This is a genomic window from Pseudomonas quebecensis (assembly GCF_026410085.1).
Taxonomy (GTDB): domain Bacteria; phylum Pseudomonadota; class Gammaproteobacteria; order Pseudomonadales; family Pseudomonadaceae; genus Aquipseudomonas; species Aquipseudomonas quebecensis.
The window spans coordinates 4,435,632-4,458,013 of sequence record NZ_CP112866.1; the positions used below are offsets into that span (position 1 = coordinate 4,435,632).

27 protein-coding genes and 1 tRNA gene are annotated in these 22,382 nt (G+C 58.6%); 19 read left to right on the forward strand and 9 right to left on the reverse strand.

Annotation, left to right across the window (positions count from 1 at the left end):
- Nucleotides 1–45: 45 nt before the first annotated feature.
- Nucleotides 46–351: a YkgJ family cysteine cluster protein gene (locus OSC50_RS20655; RefSeq protein WP_181079598.1), complete on the forward strand. Its 306-nt coding sequence runs from the start codon at nt 46–48 to the stop codon at nt 349–351.
- A gap of 55 nt (nt 352–406) precedes the next feature.
- On the opposite strand, the gene OSC50_RS20660 is transcribed toward OSC50_RS20655, so the two are convergent.
- From OSC50_RS20660 to hemA, 6 genes are all read right to left on the reverse strand, one after another.
- The gene (locus OSC50_RS20660; RefSeq protein WP_181079597.1) at nt 407–925 is read right to left on the reverse strand and encodes an acyloxyacyl hydrolase; all 519 of its coding nucleotides are present in this window, start codon (nt 923–925) and stop codon (nt 407–409) included.
- A gap of 110 nt (nt 926–1,035) precedes the next feature.
- A complete protein-coding gene (gene murI, locus OSC50_RS20665) occupies nt 1,036–1,830 on the reverse strand; it encodes a glutamate racemase (protein ID WP_253511991.1) in 795 nt (264 codons plus the stop codon).
- The gene (locus OSC50_RS20670; protein WP_181079595.1) at nt 1,823–2,578 is read right to left on the reverse strand and encodes a molybdopterin-synthase adenylyltransferase MoeB; all 756 of its coding nucleotides are present in this window, start codon (nt 2,576–2,578) and stop codon (nt 1,823–1,825) included. The genes murI and OSC50_RS20670 overlap by 8 nt, the downstream gene beginning before the upstream one ends.
- On the reverse strand, nt 2,572–3,402 hold the full coding sequence (prmC, locus tag OSC50_RS20675) for a peptide chain release factor N(5)-glutamine methyltransferase (RefSeq protein ID WP_266245907.1): 831 nt from the start codon (nt 3,400–3,402) through the stop codon (nt 2,572–2,574). The genes OSC50_RS20670 and prmC overlap by 7 nt, the downstream gene beginning before the upstream one ends.
- Complete coding sequence (gene prfA / locus OSC50_RS20680; RefSeq protein ID WP_181079593.1) at nt 3,403–4,485, reverse strand: peptide chain release factor 1; 1,083 nt, start codon at nt 4,483–4,485, stop codon at nt 3,403–3,405.
- Nucleotides 4,482–5,771, reverse strand: a complete 1,290-nt coding sequence (gene hemA, locus OSC50_RS20685; protein ID WP_266245905.1) for a glutamyl-tRNA reductase — start codon at nt 5,769–5,771, stop codon at nt 4,482–4,484. Before hemA ends, prfA begins: the two co-directional genes overlap by 4 nt.
- Before the next feature lie 183 nt (nt 5,772–5,954).
- Here hemA and OSC50_RS20690 point away from each other — a divergent pair, with 183 nt between their 5' ends.
- The 18 genes from OSC50_RS20690 (at nt 5,955) to OSC50_RS20775 (ending at nt 20,221) form a co-directional block, all read left to right on the forward strand.
- Complete coding sequence (locus OSC50_RS20690; RefSeq protein WP_266245903.1) at nt 5,955–7,679, forward strand: tetratricopeptide repeat protein; 1,725 nt, start codon at nt 5,955–5,957, stop codon at nt 7,677–7,679.
- Nucleotides 7,680–7,683: 4 nt separating this feature from the next.
- The gene (gene lolB, locus OSC50_RS20695; protein ID WP_181079590.1) at nt 7,684–8,301 is read left to right on the forward strand and encodes a lipoprotein insertase outer membrane protein LolB; all 618 of its coding nucleotides are present in this window, start codon (nt 7,684–7,686) and stop codon (nt 8,299–8,301) included.
- Nucleotides 8,302–8,350: 49 nt separating this feature from the next.
- Nucleotides 8,351–9,154: a 4-(cytidine 5'-diphospho)-2-C-methyl-D-erythritol kinase gene (gene ispE, locus OSC50_RS20700; RefSeq protein WP_266247463.1), complete on the forward strand. Its 804-nt coding sequence runs from the start codon at nt 8,351–8,353 to the stop codon at nt 9,152–9,154.
- Nucleotides 9,155–9,191: 37 nt separating this feature from the next.
- Nucleotides 9,192–9,266, forward strand: a tRNA-Gln gene (locus OSC50_RS20705).
- 46 nt (nt 9,267–9,312) lie between these two features.
- Nucleotides 9,313–10,254, forward strand: coding sequence for a ribose-phosphate pyrophosphokinase (locus tag OSC50_RS20710; protein WP_003171603.1), 942 nt, complete (start codon nt 9,313–9,315; stop codon nt 10,252–10,254).
- 138 nt (nt 10,255–10,392) lie between these two features.
- On the forward strand, nt 10,393–10,989 hold the full coding sequence (locus tag OSC50_RS20715; RefSeq protein ID WP_266245900.1) for a 50S ribosomal protein L25/general stress protein Ctc: 597 nt from the start codon (nt 10,393–10,395) through the stop codon (nt 10,987–10,989).
- Between the two features lie 167 nt (nt 10,990–11,156).
- Entirely contained in the window at nt 11,157–11,741 is a 585-nt protein-coding gene (pth, locus tag OSC50_RS20720; protein WP_095169011.1) for an aminoacyl-tRNA hydrolase, read from the forward strand.
- Nucleotides 11,742–11,762: 21 nt separating this feature from the next.
- Entirely contained in the window at nt 11,763–12,863 is a 1,101-nt protein-coding gene (gene ychF / locus OSC50_RS20725) for a redox-regulated ATPase YchF (RefSeq protein ID WP_253510373.1), read from the forward strand.
- Between the two features lie 266 nt (nt 12,864–13,129).
- A complete protein-coding gene (locus tag OSC50_RS20730) occupies nt 13,130–14,062 on the forward strand; it encodes a sigma 54-interacting transcriptional regulator (RefSeq protein WP_181079587.1) in 933 nt (310 codons plus the stop codon).
- 53 nt (nt 14,063–14,115) lie between these two features.
- The gene (locus OSC50_RS20735) at nt 14,116–14,397 is read left to right on the forward strand and encodes a hypothetical protein (protein WP_253510371.1); all 282 of its coding nucleotides are present in this window, start codon (nt 14,116–14,118) and stop codon (nt 14,395–14,397) included.
- A gap of 479 nt (nt 14,398–14,876) precedes the next feature.
- Entirely contained in the window at nt 14,877–15,662 is a 786-nt protein-coding gene (sctJ, locus tag OSC50_RS20740; protein ID WP_181079585.1) for a type III secretion system inner membrane ring lipoprotein SctJ, read from the forward strand.
- Nucleotides 15,652–16,212, forward strand: a complete 561-nt coding sequence (locus OSC50_RS20745; RefSeq protein ID WP_266245893.1) for a type III secretion protein — start codon at nt 15,652–15,654, stop codon at nt 16,210–16,212. The genes sctJ and OSC50_RS20745 overlap by 11 nt, the downstream gene beginning before the upstream one ends.
- A gap of 2 nt (nt 16,213–16,214) precedes the next feature.
- A complete protein-coding gene (gene sctL, locus OSC50_RS20750) occupies nt 16,215–16,796 on the forward strand; it encodes a type III secretion system stator protein SctL (protein WP_181079583.1) in 582 nt (193 codons plus the stop codon).
- A gap of 100 nt (nt 16,797–16,896) precedes the next feature.
- A complete protein-coding gene (locus tag OSC50_RS20755) occupies nt 16,897–17,112 on the forward strand; it encodes a hypothetical protein (protein ID WP_266245891.1) in 216 nt (71 codons plus the stop codon).
- A 4-nt stretch (nt 17,113–17,116) separates the two neighbouring features.
- Entirely contained in the window at nt 17,117–17,509 is a 393-nt protein-coding gene (locus OSC50_RS20760) for a type III secretion protein (protein WP_181079581.1), read from the forward strand.
- Between the two features lie 14 nt (nt 17,510–17,523).
- Nucleotides 17,524–19,659 carry a type III secretion system outer membrane ring subunit SctC gene (gene sctC / locus OSC50_RS20765; protein WP_266245889.1) on the forward strand — a complete coding sequence of 712 codons (2,136 nt, stop codon included), beginning with the start codon at nt 17,524–17,526 and terminating at the stop codon, nt 19,657–19,659.
- Nucleotides 19,656–19,859 (forward strand): HrpT family type III secretion system protein, encoded by a 204-nt coding sequence (hrpT, locus tag OSC50_RS20770; protein WP_266245887.1) that lies wholly within the window; start codon nt 19,656–19,658, stop codon nt 19,857–19,859. The genes sctC and hrpT overlap by 4 nt, the downstream gene beginning before the upstream one ends.
- Before the next feature lie 11 nt (nt 19,860–19,870).
- Nucleotides 19,871–20,221 carry a transcriptional regulator gene (locus OSC50_RS20775; RefSeq protein ID WP_181079578.1) on the forward strand — a complete coding sequence of 117 codons (351 nt, stop codon included), beginning with the start codon at nt 19,871–19,873 and terminating at the stop codon, nt 20,219–20,221.
- On the opposite strand, the gene sctU is transcribed toward OSC50_RS20775, so the two are convergent.
- From sctU to sctS, 3 genes are read right to left on the reverse strand one after another with little or no spacing between them, the layout of a single operon-like run.
- Entirely contained in the window at nt 20,222–21,319 is a 1,098-nt protein-coding gene (sctU, locus tag OSC50_RS20780) for a type III secretion system export apparatus subunit SctU (RefSeq protein WP_266245884.1), read from the reverse strand.
- Nucleotides 21,316–22,104: a type III secretion system export apparatus subunit SctT gene (sctT, locus tag OSC50_RS20785; protein ID WP_253510360.1), complete on the reverse strand. Its 789-nt coding sequence runs from the start codon at nt 22,102–22,104 to the stop codon at nt 21,316–21,318. Before sctT ends, sctU begins: the two co-directional genes overlap by 4 nt.
- 10 nt (nt 22,105–22,114) lie before the next feature.
- On the reverse strand, nt 22,115–22,378 hold the full coding sequence (sctS, locus tag OSC50_RS20790) for a type III secretion system export apparatus subunit SctS (protein WP_181079575.1): 264 nt from the start codon (nt 22,376–22,378) through the stop codon (nt 22,115–22,117).
- Between the last annotated feature and the right edge of the window lie 4 nt (nt 22,379–22,382).

Below are 22,382 nucleotides of genomic sequence, written 5' to 3' on the forward strand. Positions count from 1 at the left end.
GACCTTTCACACCCACAGCCTGCGCTTGCCTTACACTGCGCGCCTATGAACACCATCCCCCACCTGCAAATTGCTGAACCCGCCGTCACCTGTTCTACGTGTGCGGCGTGCTGCTGTCAGCTGGAAGTCATGTTGATTACCGACACGGGTGTACCGCAGCGCTATATCGACACGGACGATTGGGGCGGTGAAGTCATGCTGCGCCTGGACGACGGCTGGTGCGCGGCGCTGGATCGGGACACGATGATGTGCACAATTTACGAGCGGCGACCGCTGATTTGTCGCGAATTCGAGATGGGCGCACCGGAGTGTCTGGACGAACGCCAGGGCATTGCCACGGCGTATCGCTGATGCGCCATGCGGTAGGAGGCAAGCCCCCTGCCGCAAGGGTTTTACGGGAGGGCGGTTACAACGGCATGGTGTAGTGCAGCGCGTAGCTCTCTACCCCATCGTTGTTGCTGCTGATACCGGCGTTGGAATAATGCGTGGCGCGGATGCCCACTTCATGCCCACCGGTAAAGCGCAGCCCGAAACCCAAGCGGTCTTCGAACTGGAAAGCCTGGCCAATGTTGTTGTCTTCCAGCTTGGTGCGGGAAAACACCGCCACACCGATGCCGGCCTCGATATACGGCTTGACCGACTGCCCGGCGAATTCATACACGAACACTGGCGAGAACGACAGGCTGCTGGCGCCTGCGCGGTCGTCACCTTCCCAATACGTGTAAGCGCCGCTCCAGTAACCGGTCAGGCGCCCCATGTCGCTCTGCATCCAGCTCTTGTCCCAATCCGACGTCAGCCCCAGGCGATACGTCAGCGTCGAATCACTGGTGGCCCCCAGGCCGAATTCGAGGCCGGCGGCCTGCGCCGATAACGAGTGTCCTACCGCGACGGCTGCAATCGCAGCCAAACAGAACAAGCGCTTCATAAAACATCCCTTCCGAACGAGTTGTATGGTTTTTTGTACAAGCAATCTCGCTATAGAAGCCTGCGCAGTGACAGAAGTTCAGCTTCTAATGGCGAAATTTCACGAAATTTTCACGTGCGGAAGCTTCGCACAATTCCGGGATGTTTCCATAGTGTCGGTAGGACATTTCTGAAGTGAGACAGATCGCCACTGGTCCAGAACTGCGCCATCGCAGGTTCGCCGCCGGCCAGCACGTCGCGTTCACCCAATAAACGCTTAAGTTGACGTGCCACTGCGGCGCCAGTATCGATCAGGATGATGCTCGGCGGGAGCATCTGCGCCAGCAGCGGTTTGAGGAAGGGATAGTGAGTGCAGCCAAGGATGATGGTGTCGCAACCGCCACTGAGCAGCGGCCCGACGTAGCCCTGGAGCAACTGGCGCAGGGCCGGGCTGTCCAGGTCGCCGGTTTCAATCAGTTCCACCAGGCCCGGACAGGGTTGGGTGATCACGCGCACATCGGCGGCAAAACGATCAAGCAACGCCGCGAACTTGGCGCTTTGCAGGGTGCCGGTGGTGGCGAGCACGCCGACCACACCGCTGCGGGTCGCGGCGGCGGCGGGTTTGACGGCGGGCTCCATGCCCACCAACGGCCAATCGGGGTAATCCAGGCGCAGGTCAGCAACGGCGGCAACGGTGGCCGTGTTGCAGGCAATCACAAACGCCTTGGCGCCCCGCTCACGGAAAAACGCCGCGACCAAACGCGAACGTTCGCGGATAAAGGCCGGAGTTTTCTCGCCATAGGGGATATGTCCGCCATCGGCCACATAAAGCAGCGACTCGTGGGGCAGCAGTTGCTGGATTTCCTCCAGCACCGACAGGCCGCCGACACCGGAATCGAACACACCGATCGGCGCGTCCTTACCCATGGCGAGTGCCGCAGACACTGCAGCCAGGGTCACGCTTGACCCGCAGCTCGCGAAAACGCGTGGTCAAGGCATCGATCAGCAATAAACGCCCGACCAACGGTTCACCGAAACCGGCCAGCAGCTTCAGGGCCTCGAGGGCTTGCAGGCTGCCGACCAGCCCCACCAGCGGGCCGACCACGCCGGCTTCACTGCAGGTCAGCTCGGCGTCGCTGCCGTGCCCGTATAAACAGTGGTAACACGGGCTGTCGGCGCGACGCGGGTCGAACACCGACAGCTGGCCTTCCAGGCGAATCGCCGCGCCGCTGATCAACGGCTTGACGGCGGCGACACAGGCGGCATTGACCGCCTCGCGGGTGGAGAAGTTGTCGCTGCAATCGAGTACCACATCCACGCCGGCCACGGCAGCGGCCAGCGAATCGGCGTCCAGCGCGGTGCGATGGGGCACCAGGCGGATGTCGGGGTTGATCGCGCTCAGGCGCGCCATGGCCGAGTCGACTTTGGTCTGCCCGACGCTGGCGGTGTCATGGATGATTTGACGTTGCAGGTTGGTCAGGTCGACCGTGTCGAAGTCCGCCAAATGCAGCTGGCCCACTCCCGCAGCCGCCAGATACAGCGCGACCGGCGCGCCCAGGCCGCCGAGGCCTACGATCAGGGCGCGGGCGCTTTTGAGGCGCAACTGGCCGTCGATGTCCACATGCTGCAACAGAATCTGTCGGCTATAGCGCAACAGCTCCTGGTCGGTCAGCACGGCCGGCGCCCCAGGCTGATACGGTCGTGGCCGCCCAGGTCGACGCGGCTGTGCACGTGCTCAAACCCTTGGCTATGCAACAGGTCGCGCACCGCAGGGGCCTGATCGTAACCGTGTTCCAACAGCAACCAGCCACCGGCATTCAAGTGGGCCGGCGCGTCTTTGATGATCAACCGCAGGTCATCCAAGCCATCATGGCCCGCCACCAGGGCGCTGGCCGGCTCGAAACGCACGTCACCGGCCACCAGATGCGGCTCGTTGTCGGCGATATACGGCGGGTTGCTGATAATCAAGTCGAAGGTATGACCATGCAGGGCGCTGAACCAATGGCTGTTGAGCACCGTGACGTTAGCCAGGTGCAGACGCTGGCGATTACGCTCGGCCAGTGCCACCGCTTCCAGCACACGGTCGACCGCGGTGACCTGCCAGGCCGGGCGTTCGCTGGCCAGGGCCAGGGCAATCGCGCCGCTGCCGGTGCCCAGATCAAGCACCAGAGCGGGTGTAGCGGGCAACAATTCCAGCGCCGCCTCCACCAGCATTTCGGTCTCCGGACGCGGGATCAGCGTGTGCGGCGCCACTTCAAGGTCGAGTTTCCAGAAGCCCTGCTGGCCGAGAATATAAGCCACGGGCTCGCCCGCACGGCGGCGCTGCAGGTAGCCGGCAAATGTCAGGGCGTCTTCGCTGCTGACGATTTTTTCCGGCCAGGTGTGCAGGTAACTGCGCGATTTGCCCAGGGCCGCGGCCAGCAACAGTTCGGCGTCCAGACGCGCGGTGGGCGAATCAGGCAGGTCGGCGGCGCGCAACAGGCTGGCGATGATGGTCATTTATTCACCTATCGCCGCCAGTTGGTCGGCCTGGTATTCGGCGAGCAACGGCTCGATGACCGCGTCCACGCCGCCGGCGAGGATCTCGTCCAGGGAATACAGGGTGAGGTTGACCCGGTGGTCGGTTACTCGGCCCTGGGCGAAGTTGTAGGTGCGAATACGCTCGGAACGGTCGCCCGAACCCACCAGCAGTTTGCGCTCGCTGGCAATCGCATTGGCAGCGGCGCTGGTTTGCTGGTCGTTAAGCTTGGCCGACAGCCAGGACATCGCCCGCGCCCGATTCTTGTGCTGGGAGCGCTCTTCCTGGCACTCCACCACGATGCCCGACGGCAAGTGAGTGATACGAATCGCCGAGTCGGTCTTGTTGACGTGCTGGCCGCCGGCGCCCGACGAGCGGTAAGTGTCGATGCGCAGGTCCGCCGGGTTGATCTCGATGGCTTCCTGCTCGTCCGGCTCGGGCAACACGGCCACTGTGCATGCGGAGGTGTGAATGCGGCCCTGGGATTCCGTGGCCGGCACCCGTTGTACACGGTGCGCGCCGGACTCGAACTTCAGCTTGCCATAGACATTGTCGCCTTCGACACGCGCAATGACTTCCTTATAGCCGCCGTGCTCGCCTTCGTTCTCGGACAGGATCTCCACCCGCCAGCCGCGACGCTCGGCGTAGCGCGAGTACATGCGAAACAGGTCGCCGGAAAAAATCGCGGCTTCGTCGCCACCGGTGCCGGCGCGGATCTCCAGGAATACGTTGCGCCCGTCATTGGGGTCCCTGGGCAGCAGCATGCGCTGCAGGTCGCCTTCCAGTTCGGCAAGCTTTTCCTTGGCCTCGCGGACTTCTTCCACGGCCATTTCACGCATGTCCGGGTCGCTGTCCTTGAGCAGCGCCTGGGCGCCTTCCAGGTCCGCCTGCACTTTGAGCAGGTTTTTGTAGGTGGCGACCACGGGCTCAACTTCGGCGTATTCCTTGGAATAGGCACGGAACTTGGCTTGATCGGCGATGACTTCGCCATCGCCAAGCAATGCGGTCAGTTCTTCGAAACGGTCCTGGAGCACGTCCAGTTTATTGAGCAGTGACGCTTTCATTGCGGTTTTTTATCCGAAGAGCTGTCTGACGCGCCCTCACCGAGGGCAAAGAGTTCCTGGGCCATGGCCAGCGCATCGAGGCGGCCTTCGGCGGTCAATTTCTTGAGCTGTACGCTGGGTGCATGCAGTAATTTGTTGGTCAGGCCCCGCGCCAATTGCATCAGCACCTCTTCAGCGCTGCTGCCATTGGCCAACAGACGTTGAGCTTTGATCAGCTCTTCATCGCGCAGACGTTCGCCCTGCTGACGATACGCCTTGAGCACATCCACCGCCGCCAATTCGCGCAGGCGCACCATGAAATCTTCGGCGCCGGTGCTGACCATTTCCTCGGCGGCCTGGGCTGCGCCCTGCCGCGTCTTGAGGTTTTCGGCGACCACTTCATGCAGATCGTCGACGCTATATAAGTAAACGTCGTCCAATTCGCCGACTTCAGGCTCGATATCCCGGGGAACGGCGATATCCACCATGAAAATCGGCTTGTGCTTGCGCAGTTTCAGCGCACTTTCCACCGCGCCTTTGCCCAGGATCGGCAACTGGCTGGCGGTGGAGCTGATGACAATGTCACTGCGTACCAGTTCAGCGGGAATATCCGCCAACAGCACCGCATGGGCGCCGAACTGCTCGGCCAGAATGCTGGCACGCTCCAGGGTGCGGTTGGCCACCACGATACGCTTGACTCCCAGGTCGTGCAGGTGACGGGCGACCAGGGTAATGGTTTCCCCGGCGCCGATCAGCAGCGCCTGGCTGCGCTGCAGGTCGCTGAAAATCTGCTTGGCCAGGCTGACGGCGGCAAACGCCACCGACACCGGGTTCTCGCCGATAGCGGTGTCGGTGCGCACCTGCTTGGCGGAATTGAAGGTGGCCTGGAACAACCGGCCCAGCAGCGGCCCCACTGTGCCGGCCTCGCGCGCTACGGCGTAGGCGGATTTCATCTGGCCCAGAATCTGCGGCTCGCCCAATACCAGCGAATCGAGACCGGATGCCACGCGCATCATGTGACGAACTGCCGCATCCTCTTCGTGCACATAAGCGCTGGCGCGCAGCTCATCGAAGCTCAAATGATGGTAATCGGCCAGCCAGCGCAGAACGACATCCGCCGAAAGATGTTCCTGTTCTATATAGAGCTCGCTGCGATTGCAGGTCGAAAGGATCGCAGCTTCGCGACTGTCGGTGAGCCGGCAGAGCTGCTGCAAGGCCTCAACCAACTGCTCAGGCGTAAACGCCACGCGCTCGCGCACGTCTACAGAGGCAGTCTTGTGGTTAATACCGAGTGCGAGGAAGGCCATTCAATATCGCTGATGATGTCGGGAAGCCGGCGATTGTCCTACTTCGAAAGATTCAGAACAACCACCGTCGTCTATTGTCCCTATACCTTGTGCCTATAAAAGGCGCGCACTGAGACTCGGTTATGTTTGACCGAAGGCTTGTGTCATGATGATCCGACCGCAGGTTAGTCGTCCTCTTCCTATATGAATAGATCTTCCGCGTTGCTCCTTGCTTTTGTCTTCCTCAGCGGCTGCCAGGCCATGGCCCCCGCGCAGCCGGACGGTACGCCGCCGGCGGAAGACAGCACCCCCGCCCCAGAAAAGCCCAAGGTGTATTCATCGTTCAGTGAAGAAACGGTGTACAGCCTGCTGACTGCCGAACTGGCCGGCCAACGCAATCGCTTCGACATTGCGCTGGACAACTACGTCACCCAGGCCATCAATACGCAGGACCCGGGCATCTCCGAGCGCGCGTTTCGCATCGCCGAGTACCTGGGAGCCGATCAAGCGGCGCTGGATACTTCACTGATCTGGGCAAAGAACGCCCCGGACGACCTGGAAGCACAGCGGGCCGCAGCCATCCAACTGGCGCGGGCCGGACGCTATGACGACTCCATGGTGTATATGGAGAAAGTCCTGCAGGGCAAGGGCGACACCCATTTCGACTTCCTCGCGCTGTCGGCCGCCGACACCGATCAGGACACCCGCAATGGCCTGATGAAAAGTTTTGACCGTTTGTTGCAAAAGCACCCGAAGAACAGCCAGCTGATTTTCGGCAAGGCCTTGTTGCTGCAGCAGGATGACGAGGCCGAGGCGGCCTTGAAACTGCTGGAGCAGAACCCGCCGGACGACGGCGAGATCGCCCCGATCCTGCTGCGCGCTCGCCTGCTGCAGGCCCTCAATCGCGGCAAGGAAGCGATTCCGCTGCTGGAAAAAAGCATCAAGAAATACCCGGAAGACAAGCGCCTGCGCCTGACTTACGCCCGCACGCTGGTGGAACAGGATCGTATGGAGGACGCCAAAGTGCAGTTCGCCAATCTGGTCCAGCAATACCCGGACGACGACGAACTGCGCTATTCGCTGGCCCTGGTGTGCCTGGAAGCCAAAGCCTGGGACGAGGCCAAAGGGTATCTGGAAGAGTTGATCCAGCGCGAAAGCCATGTGGACTCGGCACACCTGAACCTTGGCCGTATTGCCGAAGAACGCAACGATCCACAGGCTGCGCTGCTCGAATATGCCCAGGTCGGCCCCGGCAACGACTACCTGCCGGCGCAACTGCGCCAGGCCGATATCCTGACGAGTAACGGCCGCACCGATGAAGCGGAAAAGCGCCTGGCCGCGGCGAGGGCTGCCGAGCCGGACTACGCCATCCAGCTGTACCTGATCCAGGCCGAGACATTATCGGCCAACAATAAAGGCGATCGCGCCTGGAAAGTGCTGCAGCAAGCCCTGCTGCAATTCCCCGACGATTTGAATCTGCTGTACACCCGCGCCATGCAGGCGGAAAAGCGCAATGATCTGGCACAGATGGAAAAAGACCTGCGCCTGATCATCAAGCGCGATCCGGACAACGCGATGGCGCTCAACGCTCTGGGCTACACCTTGTCTGATCGCACCACGCGCTACGACGAGGCCAAGGCACTGATCGAACAGGCGCACAAGCTCAACCCGGAAGACCCGGCCGTACTCGACAGCCTCGGCTGGGTGAACTACCGCCTGGGCAATCTGAATGAGGCTGAACGGTTGCTGCGCCAGGCACTGGAGCGCTTCCCCGACCAGGAAGTCGCCGCTCACCTGGGCGAAGTGCTGTGGGCCAATGGCAAGCAACGTGAAGCCCGCCAGATCTGGGAGAAATTCCTCAAGGAACAACCTGAAAGCCCTATTCTGCGCGGCACCATCAAGCGCCTGACCGGATCCGAGACCCTTTAAGCTTATGTTTTTGCGCCACGTTGCAATATTCAGTCTTATCGCCTTACTTGCCGGCTGCTCCGGCCTTGGCACCCGCGAATCCGTTGAAGGCCAGGGCAACCCGGCGCAATGGCAGCAGCACAAGAATCAGCTGGCCAGCATCGATGGCTGGCAGATCGAGGGGAAAGTCGGCGTTCGCGCGCCGAAAGATTCCGGCAGCGGCACATTGTTCTGGCTGCAGCGCCAGGACTACTACGATATTCGCCTCTCAGGCCCACTGGGCCGTGGCGCAGCGCGCCTGACCGGCCGGCCGGGGCAAGTCAGCCTTGAAGTGGCCAACCAGGGCCGCTACGAAGCAAGCTCCCCGGAAGCTCTGCTGGAAGAGCAGATTGGCTGGAAGTTGCCGGTGTCTCATCTCGTCTGGTGGGTTCGCGGGCTGCCAGCCCCGGACAGCAAGAGTCGCCTGAGCCTCAACGGCGACAGCCGCCTGGCCACCCTGGAACAGGATGGCTGGCAGGTTGAATACTTAAGCTACGTGCAACAGAACGGCTATTGGCTGCCTGAACGCATCAAGCTGCACGGCACCGACCTGGACGTCACGCTGGTGATCAAGGACTGGCAACCGCGCAAGCTGGGGCAATGACGTGAGCGCAGAAAAACTGACCCTGCCCTCCCCGGCCAAACTCAATTTGATGCTGCACATTCTCGGACGCCGTGAAGACGGTTACCACGAGCTGCAGACGCTGTTTCAATTTCTCGATTACGGTGATGAATTGACCTTCGCCGTGCGCGAAGACGGTGTGATTCGCCTGCATACGGAATTCGACGGCGTACCCCACGACAGCAACCTGATCGTGCGCGCCGCGAAAAAGCTCCAGGAGCAATCGGGCTGCGCGCTCGGCATCGATATCTGGATCGATAAGATCCTGCCCATGGGCGGTGGAATCGGCGGTGGCAGCTCGAATGCCGCAACCACTCTGCTGGGTCTTAACCACCTGTGGCAGCTCGGCTGGGACCCTGATCGCCTGGCGGCGCTGGGCTTGACGCTGGGTGCCGACGTCCCGGTTTTCGTGCGTGGCCACGCGGCTTTTGCCGAAGGCGTGGGGGAAAAACTGACCCCTGTGGAGCCCGACGAGCCGTGGTATGTCGTGCTTGTCCCGCAAGTATCTGTAAGTACAGCAGAAATTTTTTCAGATCCGCTGTTGACACGTAACTCTCCTCCCATTAAAGTGCGCCCCGTTCCCAAGGGAAACAGTCGAAATGACTGCTTACCGGTTGTAGCAAGGCGTTATCCAGAAGTACGTAACGCATTGAATTTGTTAGGTAAATTTACCGAAGCAAAATTAACCGGGACTGGAAGTTGTGTGTTTGGGGGCTTCCCAAGCAAAGCTGAAGCTGATAAAGTCTCGGCCCTTCTTACAGAGACCCTTACAGGGTTTGTAGCAAAGGGAAGCAACGTTTCGATGTTGCATCGCAAGCTGCAAAGTCTGCTCTAAAAGGAATCGAGTACTGGGTACTCGTTGCAACAGATACAGGGGCGTCGCCAAGCGGTAAGGCAGCAGGTTTTGATCCTGCCATGCGTTGGTTCGAATCCAGCCGCCCCTGCCATTTTCCTATACTCATCCAGGTTACCCTCAGCCTCTAGGTACTGCGCGTGTCCAAGATGATGGTCTTTACGGGGAACGCTAACCCCGATCTGGCTCGACGTGTCGTACGTCAGCTGCATATCCCTCTCGGTGACATCTCTGTCGGTAAATTCTCCGACGGCGAAATTACAGCCGAGATCAATGAAAACGTCCGCGGTAAAGATGTCTTCATTATTCAGCCGACCTGCGCTCCGACCAACGATAACCTGATGGAACTCGTCGTGATGGCTGATGCCTTCCGCCGCTCCTCAGCGACTCGAATCACAGCTGTAATCCCTTACTTTGGTTATGCCCGTCAGGATCGCCGTCCGCGTTCCGCACGTGTGGCCATCAGCGCGAAAGTCGTGGCTGACATGCTGACCGTGGTAGGCATCGACCGTGTTCTCACGGTTGACCTGCACGCAGACCAAATTCAGGGGTTCTTCGATATTCCGGTAGATAACATCTACGGCTCCCCCGTCCTGGTGGATGACATCGAAGACCAGCGCTTTGAAAACCTGATGATCGTGTCCCCGGACATTGGTGGCGTCGTGCGTGCACGGGCAGTTGCCAAATCCCTGGGCGTGGACCTCGGGATCATCGACAAACGCCGTGAAAAAGCCAATCACTCTGAAGTGATGCATATCATCGGTGATGTCGAAGGGCGTACCTGTATTCTGGTTGATGACATGGTCGACACCGCCGGCACCCTGTGCCACGCGGCGAAAGCCTTGAAAGAGCACGGTGCGGCCAAAGTCTTCGCCTACTGCACGCACCCTGTGCTGTCGGGCCGAGCGATCGAGAACATCGAAAATTCCGTGCTGGACGAACTGGTGGTGACCAACACCATCCCGTTGTCCGCCGCCGCTCAAGCCTGTGCGCGTATCCGTCAATTGGATATCGCACCGGTCGTAGCCGAAGCGGTTCGCCGCATCAGCAACGAAGAATCGATCAGCGCGATGTTCCGTTAAGGGTAACCCCCTTGGCAACACAGCACTGACGAAAAGCGCCCCGCCCCAGCATTGTGTTGGGGCGGGGCTTTTTTGCCCATATCGAGCCTGGCGCTGGTCGCAAACGCCACTCGATGATGGCTATTTTGGAGATACAAAATGACTGAATTTACTCTGAACGCCCAAGCGCGTACTGACCTGGGGAAAGGTGCGAGCCGCCGCCTGCGTCACGCCGCGAACATTCCTGCCGTTGTATACGGCGGTAGCAAGCCTGCTGAATCCGTGACCATCCTGGCCAAGGAAATCGCCAAGCTGTTCGAAAACGAAGCTGCCTACAGCCACGTTATCGAGCTGAACGTCGACGGCAGCAAGCAGAACGTCATCGTTAAAGCGATGCAGCGTCACCCTTCCAAGCAGTTCATCATGCACGCTGACTTCGTTCGCGTTGTTGCCGGCCAGAAACTGACCGCTATCGTGCCTGTGCACTTTGTTGGTGAAGAAGCTCCGGTCAAGAAAGGCGGCGAGATCTCGCACGTCCTGAACGAAATCGAAGTGACCTGCCTGCCAAAAGACCTGCCTGAGTTCATCGAAGTCGACCTGTCGGCTCTGGAAATCGGCGCCATCGTTCACCTGTCCGACATCAAGGCGCCAAAAGGCGTTGAGTTCGTTGCACTGGCTCACGGTGATGACAAAGCAGTTGCCAACGTACACGCTCCACGCGTTGCTCCAGAAGCTGAAGAAGGCGCTGCAGAGTAATTCACTCTGTCTTGCCGGAGCTTGAGGAAACATCGCGGACCGAAACGTAGCGAGAAAGCGGGCGATAACGCGACGTTTACTCTTGAGTAAATGATCTTTGTCGTCCACTTTCGCCGCACACAGGTCGCGGCGACGTTATCCACAACTCCAAAGGAAGGGCCCCTGTCGTGACTGCCATCAAACTGATCGTTGGCCTGGGAAATCCAGGCGCCGAATACGAACAGACCCGGCATAACGCGGGGGCCCTTTTTGTTGAGCGCATCGCCCACGCCCAAGGTGTCAACCTGGTGGCCGATCGCAAATATTTCGGCCTGACCGGGCGCTACTCGCATCAGGGTCAGGATGTTCGTCTGCTGATTCCCACCACCTATATGAACCGCAGCGGCCAGGCTGTCGCGGCGCTTGCGGGCTTCTTCCGGATCAAACCCGAGGAAATCCTGGTGGCCCATGACGAACTGGACCTGCCACCCGGCGTCGCCAAGCTCAAGCAAGGCGGTGGCCATGGCGGCCACAACGGTCTGCGCGACATCATCGCGCAGTTGGGCAATCAGAATACCTTTTACCGCCTGCGGCTCGGCATCGGCCACCCAGGCGTTGCCAGTATGGTTTCAAATTTCGTCCTGGGTCGTGCGCCACGCGCCGAACAGGAAAAACTCGATGCCAGCATCGATTTTGCCCTCGGCGTGCTGCCGGATATCCTCGCCGGTGAATGGAACCGTGCGATGAAAAACCTGCACAGCCAGAAGGCCTGACTCTTACCGAGGGGAAACACCATGGGATTCAATTGCGGCATCGTCGGCCTGCCCAACGTCGGCAAATCCACCCTGTTCAACGCCCTGACCAAGTCCGGTATTGCGGCGGAGAACTTCCCCTTCTGCACCATCGAACCCAACAGCGGTATCGTGCCGATGCCCGACCCGCGCCTGGACGCATTGGCGGCGATCGTCAATCCCAAGCGCATCCTGCCGACCACCATGGAATTCGTCGATATCGCGGGCCTGGTAGCCGGCGCGTCGAAAGGCGAAGGCCTGGGTAACAAGTTCCTGGCCAACATCCGTGAGACCGACGCCATCGCCCACGTGGTCCGCTGCTTTGAAGACGAGAACGTGATTCACGTCTCCAACAGCGTCGACCCGAAGCGCGATATCGAGATCATCGACCTGGAACTGATCTTCGCCGACCTCGACAGCTGCGAAAAACAACTGCAGAAAGTCGCGCGTAATGCCAAGGGCGGCGACAAGGATGCCGTGGTCCAGAAAGGCCTGCTGGAGCAGTTGATCGCGCACTTCACCCTGGGCAAGCCGGCACGTAGCCTGATGAAAACCATGGGCGCCGACGAGAAGGCCGTGATCAAAGGCTTCCACCTGCTGACCACCAAGCCTGTGATGTACATTGCCAACGTCGCCGAAGATGGCTTCGAGAACAACCCACTGCTTGATGTGGTCAAGGCCATTGCCGACGAAGAAGGCGCCATTGTTGTTCCGGTGTGCAACAAGATCGAAGCAGAAATAGCCGAGCTCGACGACGGCGAAGAAAAAGACATGTTCCTTGAGGCCCTCGGCCTGGAAGAGCCTGGCCTGAATCGCGTGATCCGCGCCGGTTACGAAATGCTCAACCTGCAGACTTACTTCACCGCCGGTGTCGAAGAAGTCCGCGCATGGACCGTCAAGGTCGGCGCCACCGCTCCACAGGCGGCAGGTGTGATCCACACCGACTTCGAGAAGGGGTTTATCCGTGCCGAAGTCATCGCCTATAACGACTTCATTCAGTACAAAGGTGAAGCCGGTGCCAAGGAAGCCGGTAAATGGCGACTGGAAGGTAAGGAATATATTGTTAAAGATGGCGATGTGATGCACTTCCGCTTTAACGTATAAACATCACCCAGCACTTCCGTCACAAATAAAAAAGCCGATGCCCTGCATCGGCTTTTTTGTGCCCATTTCTTCAAGGCCGAGCGCACAATCCCTCTCCCGACTTATCCTACTTGCCCAACCTTCTTTAATTAAAAGTTAAAACATATAACTCCAGACTCACACCATGAACTTTTTCCTACGTCATTCCAGAACATGACTACTTTAAGTTTTGGCGATCCGCTTGATACTCTGCGCTCGATTGCATTGCGATAATGGAGCACTTCTTAATGCCGGCCTCCAAGCACAGGGACAATGAAATAGACATTTCACTCATCGAAGGTCCGGACATTGAGAACATACTAAACAGCACCGCTACGCTCAACATTGACCTGCTTTTACTGGGAGAAACAGGCACCGGAAAAGATACCCTTGCACAGCGGATTCATCGCCTATCGGCGCGGCGAGGCAGCTTCATTGCCGTGAACTGTGCGGCCATTCCAGAAACGCTTGCGGAGAGCCAGCTATTCGGCGTAAACACCGGTGCCTACACTGGCGCCGTGCAGTCGAGGGCGGGCTTTATCGAAGCCGCACATCTGGGGACGCTGTATCTGGATGAAATCGACAGTATGCCGCTCCCATTGCAAGCCAAACTATTACGCGTACTGGAATCGCGCAGTGTCGAACGCCTGGGCTCAACTCGATCTATTTCTGTCGACATGCGCGTCATCGCCTCCGCCCAACAATCACTGCACGAGATGGTCGAGCAAGGCACCTTTCGCAGGGACCTCTACTATCGCTTGAACGTCGTCAGCATCTACCTTCCGCCCCTGCGGGACCGGCGAGAGCGGATCATCCCATTGTTTCTGGATATGATTGCGCAAGAGGCCCAACTCTTTAAGCGTTCCAAACCCAGCCCTCTTGGCAAGCTATTGCTGGAGCAACTGTTGCAACACCCCTGGAAAGGCAATATCCGCGAATTACGCTCTACAGCGAAACGCTTCGTGCTGGGGCTCCCCACATTCTCAGCGCCAGTGGTACCCCGCCATGAAGCCGACCAGAGCCTGAAGTCACGATTGCACCAGATGGAAAGATCGTTGATCGAGGAATCACTGCGTCAACATGAATACTGTATCGACGCCGTGGCGATTGAATTGGGTGTCGCGAAAAGGACGCTCTATCATCGGATCAAGCAGCTGGGAATCTCACTCAATGGAGAATGACCTCTGTAACCGGTGAAACTCTACACTTTTTGAAACATACATGACGTGAAGCAATGGAACGCTCAAATTTTATGAACCACATAACTTATGGAACAGCCTTGCTGAATCCGACAAAAGAATACTCACTTCTTGGAGAAAACAGTATGAATATTCCAGGTTACACCCCGCCGTACGTTGGCAGTTATGGAGGTCTTTCTGAAAGTGAGGCAGATAACGCTTTCGAGCAGATACAAGATAAAAAGCGTGCGGACGGTGTCCGAAACGCCCTGGAAAAAGCAGTCGCTGAAAACACCAACGGTAAAAAAGCGACGGCTGACACGATTCGCTTGTCGTAAAGATTGAGCGCATCGGGGCTTTCCCGGCATATCGTGCCGGGAAGGTCATGTCAACCAAATAACGGTCATTACTGACAACAATAGGTTCGTTCACATTTTATGATGGCAGGTGTTCCATGCTTATAGGAAACATACGAGAGAAGGAGATCAATACACATACCAAGGACCAGGAGTCCGCCCCGCCGAGTTCAGATTTAGATTTTTTTAACGCCCTGTTGCCACCTCAGGCATTCGCGAGTACGGCCATAAGTACCGCGCCCTCGATGAGGCTACTGTCCGAGGCATCAAACACGTTGGACTCGATGACTAAAAACATGACTAAAAGCCTGCGTGCATTGACCAGCAAGGACAAACACGAAGAGGCTCGAAAATACCCGAGCCAGCTATCCGACGCAGTACTGCTTCAACATATGTTGACCAAGTGCGTTGGTAAAACCGCTCAGGGCATCGATAAAATCTGCAATCTCCAATAGGTTTAAATGACTCGCACGCTGCTTATCGTATCCACTCTGCCCCTCATACTCTTGCTGACCGCTTGCAGTGAACGTGTCGAGCTTCATACCAAGTTAACTGAGCAAGAAGCCAATGAAGTTGTGGCAGAACTGGCCGACAAACATATCCGCGCCACCAAGGCTCCAACAAAAGACGGTGTTACGGTGGCCGTCGATGCCAACGATATTGCGCGCGCTGTGCGAACACTGGAAGCCGTTGGGCTGCCGCGTGCGACGCGCGCTACGTTAGGCAATACCTTTCGCAAAGAGGGCGTCATTTCAACGCCCTTGGAAGAACGCGCTCGCTACATCTACGCGTTGTCCCAAGAACTGGAAACCACGTTATCGAATATTGATGGGGTTATTGTCGCTCGCGTGCACGTCGTACTGCCCGAGCGCGTCGCGCCGGGAGAACCTATACAGCCTGCGTCCGCGTCCGTGTTTATCAAACATGATCCGCGGCTTGATCCCGATAACATCAACGCCCGTGTACGCAGGATGGTTGCAAGTAGCATTCCCGGCATGACCACAGCGGTCGACAACCCACAAAAAATGACGGTCGTATTTGTGCCGGCCACGGCCTATCTGGAGCAGCAACGCTTGGCCTATTTCGGGCCCTTCCTGGTGCCCGGAAATGACATCGGTTTTTGGCGGGCCAGCGTTACATTCTCGCTGATCGCTGTAGTGCTTATAGGTGCGGCGGGAATATTCTGGCGTAAACGAAAGAAAGCTCAGCCCCTTGACGTGCCTGTTCGCTCCCCAAATGAGCAGTAATCTGGTTTGGGCCCAATGGTGGTCGGCACCTTGGTTACAGGCCCACGAGGACTGGAGAGAACTCGATAACTACCCAGCACACCTGGCGCTGCATCGCACCCGGCAGGTGGTAGTGGGCACGTATTACGGCGTTGCGCCCTGCCTGCCTCCCTCACCCGACCCTGTCCTGCTTCAACTGGCAATTGCCTCGGCGGCACAACTTGAACTTGCGCTCGCCTTGATTGGCAGTGTCTGCCGCCCGGCCTGCGCCCAAACATTGGATGAAGAACTTTATCAGTGGTGTAACAGACTATCCAAAGCGCTGGCGCTTGATATGGCGCAACCTGATGTTGATCCGTTGCAATTGCTGCGCGCCTGGGTTCCTGCCGATACCTGGCAACGAATCAGGCTGCGATTCCCCCGTCAACGCGTTCTGGATCTGGAAGCAGAGATACTGTCGCGCGGCGACTCACAGAGCCGTCTCGATACGCTGTGGCATGCCGTCGTTTGGCGAATAGGGGGAATGTCGAGCAACGATAGCGCTTCGAGTTCAGAGGCGCATGGAGATTAACGATGCTGGTCCGACGTAAAATCAAATCCGTGGAAGGGGCGCCGCCTCTGTCGGGAAGCCTGATCTCTGGCGAAACGCTGGCAAGCTACTCGCAGGCCATTGATGTGGTGGATCAAGCAAAAGCGGAAGCTCGGCAACTGCTGGAAGAAGCCAAAGAACAACGCCAAGAGTTCCTTGAAAAAGCAAGTCTTGAAGTATGGGAGCGTGCCGATGCGCAGTTCAGACGCTGGGAAATCGAGCATCAGGCCTTATGCGATAACCTGGAGCAATACGCCACCTCAGTCGCCAACCAGGCCATTTATCATCTGCTTGAAGAAACACTCGCTCCACAGCGCCTGGCTGCGCTGATCAGGCAACTAATGGCGTGCCATGTTCCGGCGATCAAGGCTACGTTGGCCTGCCATCCGCATGACCTTGAAGCAATCAAGCAGTGCCTTGCCAGCCGTAACAGCACTCACTGGCTACTGCGCCCAGATAATGCCCTTCAACCTCAAACACTGATATTGCATACCGACGAAGGGGACTTCCATATTGATTGGGAGGCGATGATCCACGCGTTCATGGAAAACGATAAAGGCCGTTAACGTCACGCCACACCGTCGTATAAGAAATAAGTGGCCACACATGGAACCAAATCGACATAAAAACCAAAAAATAAAAAATATCCCCCTCAAAGGCCCCCCTATGACCTTTATCGATAGCTATAAAGACAGACTTCTAAGCGATGCGAGACACGCCAAAAGGAATGTCGACTTCGCAGCGGAAAATAACTCTGGATCAGAAGAAGATGTGGCGGCGTTTTACGACCTGATCATGAAATATCGCAAAGCGGAATACGCTATCAATGAACAGACGCGAATTAAATTCATGCTGACCAAATCTGGCCTGGACAGCGTATAGCAAATTGAAAACGTTGATTCGTGAGTACTTGAGAAACAAGAGCGGGGAGTTCCGTTACTTCGAGAATGATGACGAAATCATCTTTCGCTACTGTTCAAGCCGTTTGTTGATAAGTGTTCAACTGTCCACCCGCGCTCCGGATAAAGCACAGTTGATGACGTGGATGCGACTGGGAGAGCCCAGTCTGAATCACTTTCAGGGAGCGCTCGCTCAAGCCCCAACCAGCGGTGCACTTTGGTTGATTCATTGTCTGCCTGAACGGACGGACGAACAGCATCTGAATAGCGGCATCGAAGCCCTGCTCAACCAACGCGATACTTGGCGCGCCACTGCCGCGCGCATGAATGAACGCCCTCCTGAACCGCCCCTCACCTCGCTACGTTCGTTGCTGTACTAATCAGAGAAATGTCTATGTATAACAAGCCCCACAAGCGCAACAGTTTGTGTATCGCCCCGTCCGAATCTTCATGCAGACGAGCCGATTGGCGAAGCCTGATCTTACTGGCCTGCCTGTTGACGCCGGCGCAAAACACCCTTGCCGCCATCCCTCCCGAATGGAAAAACACCGCTTACGCCTATGAAGCCGAACACAAACCTCTGCGCGAAGTACTGGAAGACTTCGCCCAGACCTTCGGCACCCAGCTCCAGGTCGAAGGCCTGCTGGAAGGTAACGTCAACGGCAAGATCCGCGCTAATACCCCGCAGTCGATGCTCGACCGTCTCGGTGTGGAACACCGTTTCCAGTGGTACCTGTACAACAACACCCTCTATATCAGCACGTTGGATCAGCAGGAATCAGCGCGCCTGGAAGTCTCGTCCGAAACCATTGCCGACCTCAAGCAGGCCCTCACCGATATCGGCCTGCTCGACAGCCGTTTCGGCTGGGGTGAGTTGCCCGAAGATGGCGTCGTGCTCGTCTCAGGCCCCCGTCGCTACATCGAGCAGATCAAGCACTTCAGCAGTCAACGCCGCTCTCCGGATGAAAAACAGAGCGTGCTGAGTTATCCACTGAAGTTCGCCAATGCGGCTGACCGCCGCGTGGATTATCGCGGTGAGAAGCTCACCATCCCCGGAGTGACCAGTATTTTGCGCGGGCTGTTGGAGCCGCGCTCCACCTCGACGCTCTCGAGTCTGAGCCAGCGCCCAGCGTCACCCCCCGCGCCGCTCACACCCAACATTCCCCGGTTAGGCAACCCGCTGCTGGGCCAGATGCTCGGAGCCGGTGCAAACCCAGCGCCATTGGACAACGGTGCAACGCTCACTCCACGCGCCCCAGCCCCCACCAGCAGGATTCGCGTCGAAGCCGATGTGCGCAATAACGCGGTGCTGATCTATGACCTGCCGGAACGCCAGGCCATGTATCGCGATCTGATTACTCAACTCGACGTCGCGCGCAAACTGGTGGAAATCGACGCCGTCATCCTGGATATCGAGCGCACGCAGCTGCATGAGTTCGGCGTTACCTGGGGGTTCCAGAACAGCCGGTTCCGCGGTGGCGCCGGCGTGTCACCGGGCGCCTCGTCGCAGCTGTCGATTGAAAACCGCGACCGTTTCTATGCCGACATCCGCGCCCTGGAAGCCAAGGGGCTGGCAACCATGGTGTCCAACCCATCGGTGCTCACCCTGGAAAACCAGCCGGCGGTGATCGACTTCAACCGTACGCAATACCTCACGCCCGGCAGTGAGGTCGCCACCATCCTGCCGGTGACCGTGGGCACCAGCGTCCAGGTCGTGCCACGCGTCATCACCAGCCGTGGCGGGCATCAGATCCATCTGGCGGTGGATATCGAAGACGGTAACTTCGATGACAGCAACTCTAAATCCGGCAACCTCGATGTACGCCGTGGCACGGTCAGTACCCAGGCAGTAATGGCGGAAAAACGCTCGCTGGTGGTCGGTGGTTTCCACGTCACCGAAAGCAGCGACAAGCACAGCAAGGTGCCCCTGCTCGGTGATATTCCCTTATTGGGCAAAGCGTTGTTTTCCTCGACCGAACGGCAGAACAATCGACGTGAACGCCTGTTCATCCTGACCCCGCGGGTCATCGGCGACCAGGCCGACCCGTCACGCTACCTGCCCCAGGCCGATCAGGTTGAGTTGCAGACCGCCCTCGCCCCGTTGGCCAGGCGTTATGCCTCTCATCAACCGGTGATCAAGCGCAGCGATATCATCGGCACCCTGGCGCATCTGGTCAGCGGTGAAGTGCCCAAGGCCTTCAAGGCCGCGCCGATGCCGCTTGGGCTGAATACGCTGTGCAGCACCCGTGACGTGCTCGCGCTGAACACCGAACGCAGCCAATGGTATGCCGGCCCCGACTACAACGTCGCAGTGGTGGTGCTGCGCAACCAGTTCACGCGCAATGTGCGTATCGACGAGAAAGAATGCAGCAACTCGCAGACCCTGGCCGTCAGCGTGTGGCCGCGTGCCTGGCTCAAGCCGGGTGAAGAGGCCGAGGTATTTATCGCCATGCGCCCCGTGGTGAAGGATGAACACCTGAGTGTGCCGCGCCCCTCCTTGATCACTCCTGCTCAAAAGGTTACGCCATGAAACCTCGCCTGCTATGCGCCACCCTGATCGCCACTGCGCTGCTCGTCGCCGGCTGCACCCCCACCTGCAAGGGCGACTCCTGCTCTCGCCCGCAATCGAGCAAGGACACCATGGTGATCTGGTGGCCGCCACAGATGCGCGTTGAACCAGGCCCCGCCGGCGAGCGAAAAGACTACCAGACGGTATCACTGGAGCGATGAGCGCGCCGCAAATGCCCGACGTGCTACGCCAGGCGTTTCTGGACAATCTGGTGAGCGGCGCTGCCGCTCACCTGCCGCTCGCTCCCGGTATCAAGGCGTGCGCGCTGCAAGGCGGCAAGCAGCCGGGGCTGGCGTTGTATATCGCGCGCGAGGCTTTGCAACCCGGGCAACTGCAACGGGTGCTGGAGCGACGCTTTGAGTATGCGTCGTTGTACGAGGGCTGCTTCGCCTACCTCGATGCCCAGCACGCTTTGGTGATCTGGCACGCATTGCCTGCGGCGCGTCACACGCTGGACACAGTCCTCAGCCGGATGTTGTCGCTGGCCAACCTCGCCGCCCTGGACTCACCGTCCAACCGCTGATCAGCGCCGCTCCAGCTCCGGCAACTCCAGGGTTTCACGCTTGGCCTCATCATCCAGCTCACGCAGGGTCCGGTAGATCAATGCCACGGCCTGCAAGGTTTCGCGAGGAATGCTTGCACCCAGTTTGTTCTTGTAGAGCGTGCGGGCCAGCCAGACGCATTGGATCACCGGCACTTCGGCGGCCTTCGCCCGGGCGATCAGCTGTCGCGCATCGGCGTCCGTACCTTTGCTGACCAGCAGCGGCAACGGCGTCTTGCCTGGGCGGTAGTACAGGGCCACCGCAAAGTGCGTGGGGTTGACCACCAGCATGTCGGCCTCTTCCAGCTTGGGCAGCTTGACCTTCGGCTCCTCCTGGGCCAGTTGGTACGCCAGTGAGCGGCGCTGGCCTTTGACATGGGGGTCGCCTTCCATGTCCTTGTACTCCTTGACGACCTCGACCTGGGTCATGCGCATGCGTTTGGCGAAAAAGTACTTCTGCAGGCTCAGGTCGATCAGCGCCAGCACCAGCAGCAGCCCGAGACAGGCATGCAGCAAGTGCCTGAACAGTGCGATCAGCGCCAGCAGGTAACTTTGCAGGTCGCTGTTGGCCAGATTGATCAACACCCCGAGCGAAGGCCAGACCACCACATACACAATCAGGCCAATCAGGAACGCCTTGGCGATGCTCATCAACAGGTTCATCACCGACTGGGCCGAGAACATTTGCTTGAGCTGGCTGACGGGGTTGAGGCGGTTGAAATCGAGCTTCAGGACCTCCGGGGCGAACAGCAACCCGAACTGCATCCAACTGCTGATCAGCTTTGTAACAATCGCCACGCCAACCATCAGCAGGGCGAACGAGACAAACATCAACAGCCCTTCAACCAGCACTTCTTCCAGCGCTCGTACAAACGGCTGGTTAAAGCGCGACATCGGCAGCGCCATCAATTGCTGGAAGCGCTGCAGGCTGGTCTCGGCGGTGAACAAAGCGATCTCACTGATGGCGGTGAGCACCAGCAACTTGGGAACGTCCTGACTCTGGGCGACCTGCCCCTTCTTGCGCTGGTCGCGCAGTTTCTTGGCTGAAGCGGGGTGCTTTTTTTCGCCCGAATCACTCATGGTGCCGAGGCCCTGAACAGCAGCCCGAGCGAGTGTTTTAACTCGCCAAGCCCGAACATGCGCCCGACCATCAGGTCCTGCAGCAGCGCAAAGTACAACAGCACAACCCCGATACCTGCCAGGCTCTTGACCGGCGGTGCCAGCGTACTCACCTGTAACTGCTGGCTGTAGACCCCCAGTAAGGCGATTCCGAATTCCAGCAACAACAGCACCGCAATGAAGGGCGCGGCGTACAGCATCATATGCATGAAGGTATCGCCAAGCAGGCCGACGAATACACTCGTGCCGTTAGGCGCAGGCAGCGGAAACCACACCGTGGGGGGCCAGATCAGGTAGCTGTCCCAGATCACCTGGGTCAACGCGCCCAACCCCAGGCTGACCATCAGCAGAAAGATCGCCAGCTGCTTGAACAAGTGCCCGATCGGCGTGGCATCCGGCCCCAATGAAGGGTTGAGTTGACCGCCGGCCAGCGCACCGCGCTGGTTGTCCAGCAGTGCCCCTACCGCCTCGAACATCCAGAACGGCATCGACAACAGCACTCCCAGCAATACGCCCAGCGCCAGCTCCTTGAGTACCAACCCGCCGAGCATGAACGCCGAATAATCCTGCCCCTGCAGCGCCGCATGGATACCCGGCGCGGGCATCAATGCCATGACCATCACAATGGTGTGCCGAGGCATGCCGCGTATGTGCTGAAAACAGAACGCCGCCACCAGGAAGGCACAGGGGTAGATACGCGCCATGCCGATCAACAGGCTGGGCAGGAACTCGAGATAGAACAGCACGGGCGAGGCCTCAGTTCAGGGCCGAACGGCCGATCATGTCGAAGGTCAGGTTGATCAGTTGGATCAACTCCACACCAATCCAACGCCCGGTCACGATCAGCGTGATACCCACCGCCACCAGCTTGATACCGAAGGGCAACGTCTGGTCCTGTATCTGCATCAGCGCCTGCACCAGGGACGTCAGCACACCGACCACCACCGCCACGATCAACGGCGGCGCTGACAGCACCACCACCAGCAACATGCCCTGCTTGAACAGCACGATCGGTTCCATAAGC

Excerpts from the sequence above, each read along its gene's own strand:
- OSC50_RS20655 (WP_181079598.1), top strand. The coding sequence starts at position 46 with ATGAACACCATCCCCCACCTGCAAATTGCTGAACCCGCCGTCACCTGT.
- OSC50_RS20660 (WP_181079597.1), bottom strand. The coding sequence starts at position 925 with ATGAAGCGCTTGTTCTGTTTGGCTGCGATTGCAGCCGTCGCGGTAGGA.
- murI (WP_253511991.1), bottom strand. The coding sequence starts at position 1,830 with ATGGGTAAGGACGCGCCGATCGGTGTGTTCGATTCCGGTGTCGGCGGC.
- prmC (WP_266245907.1), bottom strand. The coding sequence starts at position 3,402 with ATGACCATCATCGCCAGCCTGTTGCGCGCCGCCGACCTGCCTGATTCG.
- prfA (WP_181079593.1), bottom strand. The coding sequence starts at position 4,485 with ATGAAAGCGTCACTGCTCAATAAACTGGACGTGCTCCAGGACCGTTTC.
- hemA (WP_266245905.1), bottom strand. The coding sequence starts at position 5,771 with ATGGCCTTCCTCGCACTCGGTATTAACCACAAGACTGCCTCTGTAGAC.
- OSC50_RS20690 (WP_266245903.1), top strand. The coding sequence starts at position 5,955 with ATGAATAGATCTTCCGCGTTGCTCCTTGCTTTTGTCTTCCTCAGCGGC.
- lolB (WP_181079590.1), top strand. The coding sequence starts at position 7,684 with ATGTTTTTGCGCCACGTTGCAATATTCAGTCTTATCGCCTTACTTGCC.
- ispE (WP_266247463.1), top strand. The coding sequence starts at position 8,351 with ATGCTGCACATTCTCGGACGCCGTGAAGACGGTTACCACGAGCTGCAG.
- OSC50_RS20715 (WP_266245900.1), top strand. The coding sequence starts at position 10,393 with ATGACTGAATTTACTCTGAACGCCCAAGCGCGTACTGACCTGGGGAAA.
- ychF (WP_253510373.1), top strand. The coding sequence starts at position 11,763 with ATGGGATTCAATTGCGGCATCGTCGGCCTGCCCAACGTCGGCAAATCC.
- OSC50_RS20730 (WP_181079587.1), top strand. The coding sequence starts at position 13,130 with ATGCCGGCCTCCAAGCACAGGGACAATGAAATAGACATTTCACTCATC.
- OSC50_RS20735 (WP_253510371.1), top strand. The coding sequence starts at position 14,116 with ATGGAACGCTCAAATTTTATGAACCACATAACTTATGGAACAGCCTTG.
- sctJ (WP_181079585.1), top strand. The coding sequence starts at position 14,877 with ATGACTCGCACGCTGCTTATCGTATCCACTCTGCCCCTCATACTCTTG.
- OSC50_RS20745 (WP_266245893.1), top strand. The coding sequence starts at position 15,652 with ATGAGCAGTAATCTGGTTTGGGCCCAATGGTGGTCGGCACCTTGGTTA.
- sctL (WP_181079583.1), top strand. The coding sequence starts at position 16,215 with ATGCTGGTCCGACGTAAAATCAAATCCGTGGAAGGGGCGCCGCCTCTG.
- OSC50_RS20755 (WP_266245891.1), top strand. The coding sequence starts at position 16,897 with ATGACCTTTATCGATAGCTATAAAGACAGACTTCTAAGCGATGCGAGA.
- sctC (WP_266245889.1), top strand. The coding sequence starts at position 17,524 with ATGTATAACAAGCCCCACAAGCGCAACAGTTTGTGTATCGCCCCGTCC.
- hrpT (WP_266245887.1), top strand. The coding sequence starts at position 19,656 with ATGAAACCTCGCCTGCTATGCGCCACCCTGATCGCCACTGCGCTGCTC.
- OSC50_RS20775 (WP_181079578.1), top strand. The coding sequence starts at position 19,871 with ATGCCCGACGTGCTACGCCAGGCGTTTCTGGACAATCTGGTGAGCGGC.
- sctU (WP_266245884.1), bottom strand. The coding sequence starts at position 21,319 with ATGAGTGATTCGGGCGAAAAAAAGCACCCCGCTTCAGCCAAGAAACTG.
- sctS (WP_181079575.1), bottom strand. The coding sequence starts at position 22,378 with ATGGAACCGATCGTGCTGTTCAAGCAGGGCATGTTGCTGGTGGTGGTG.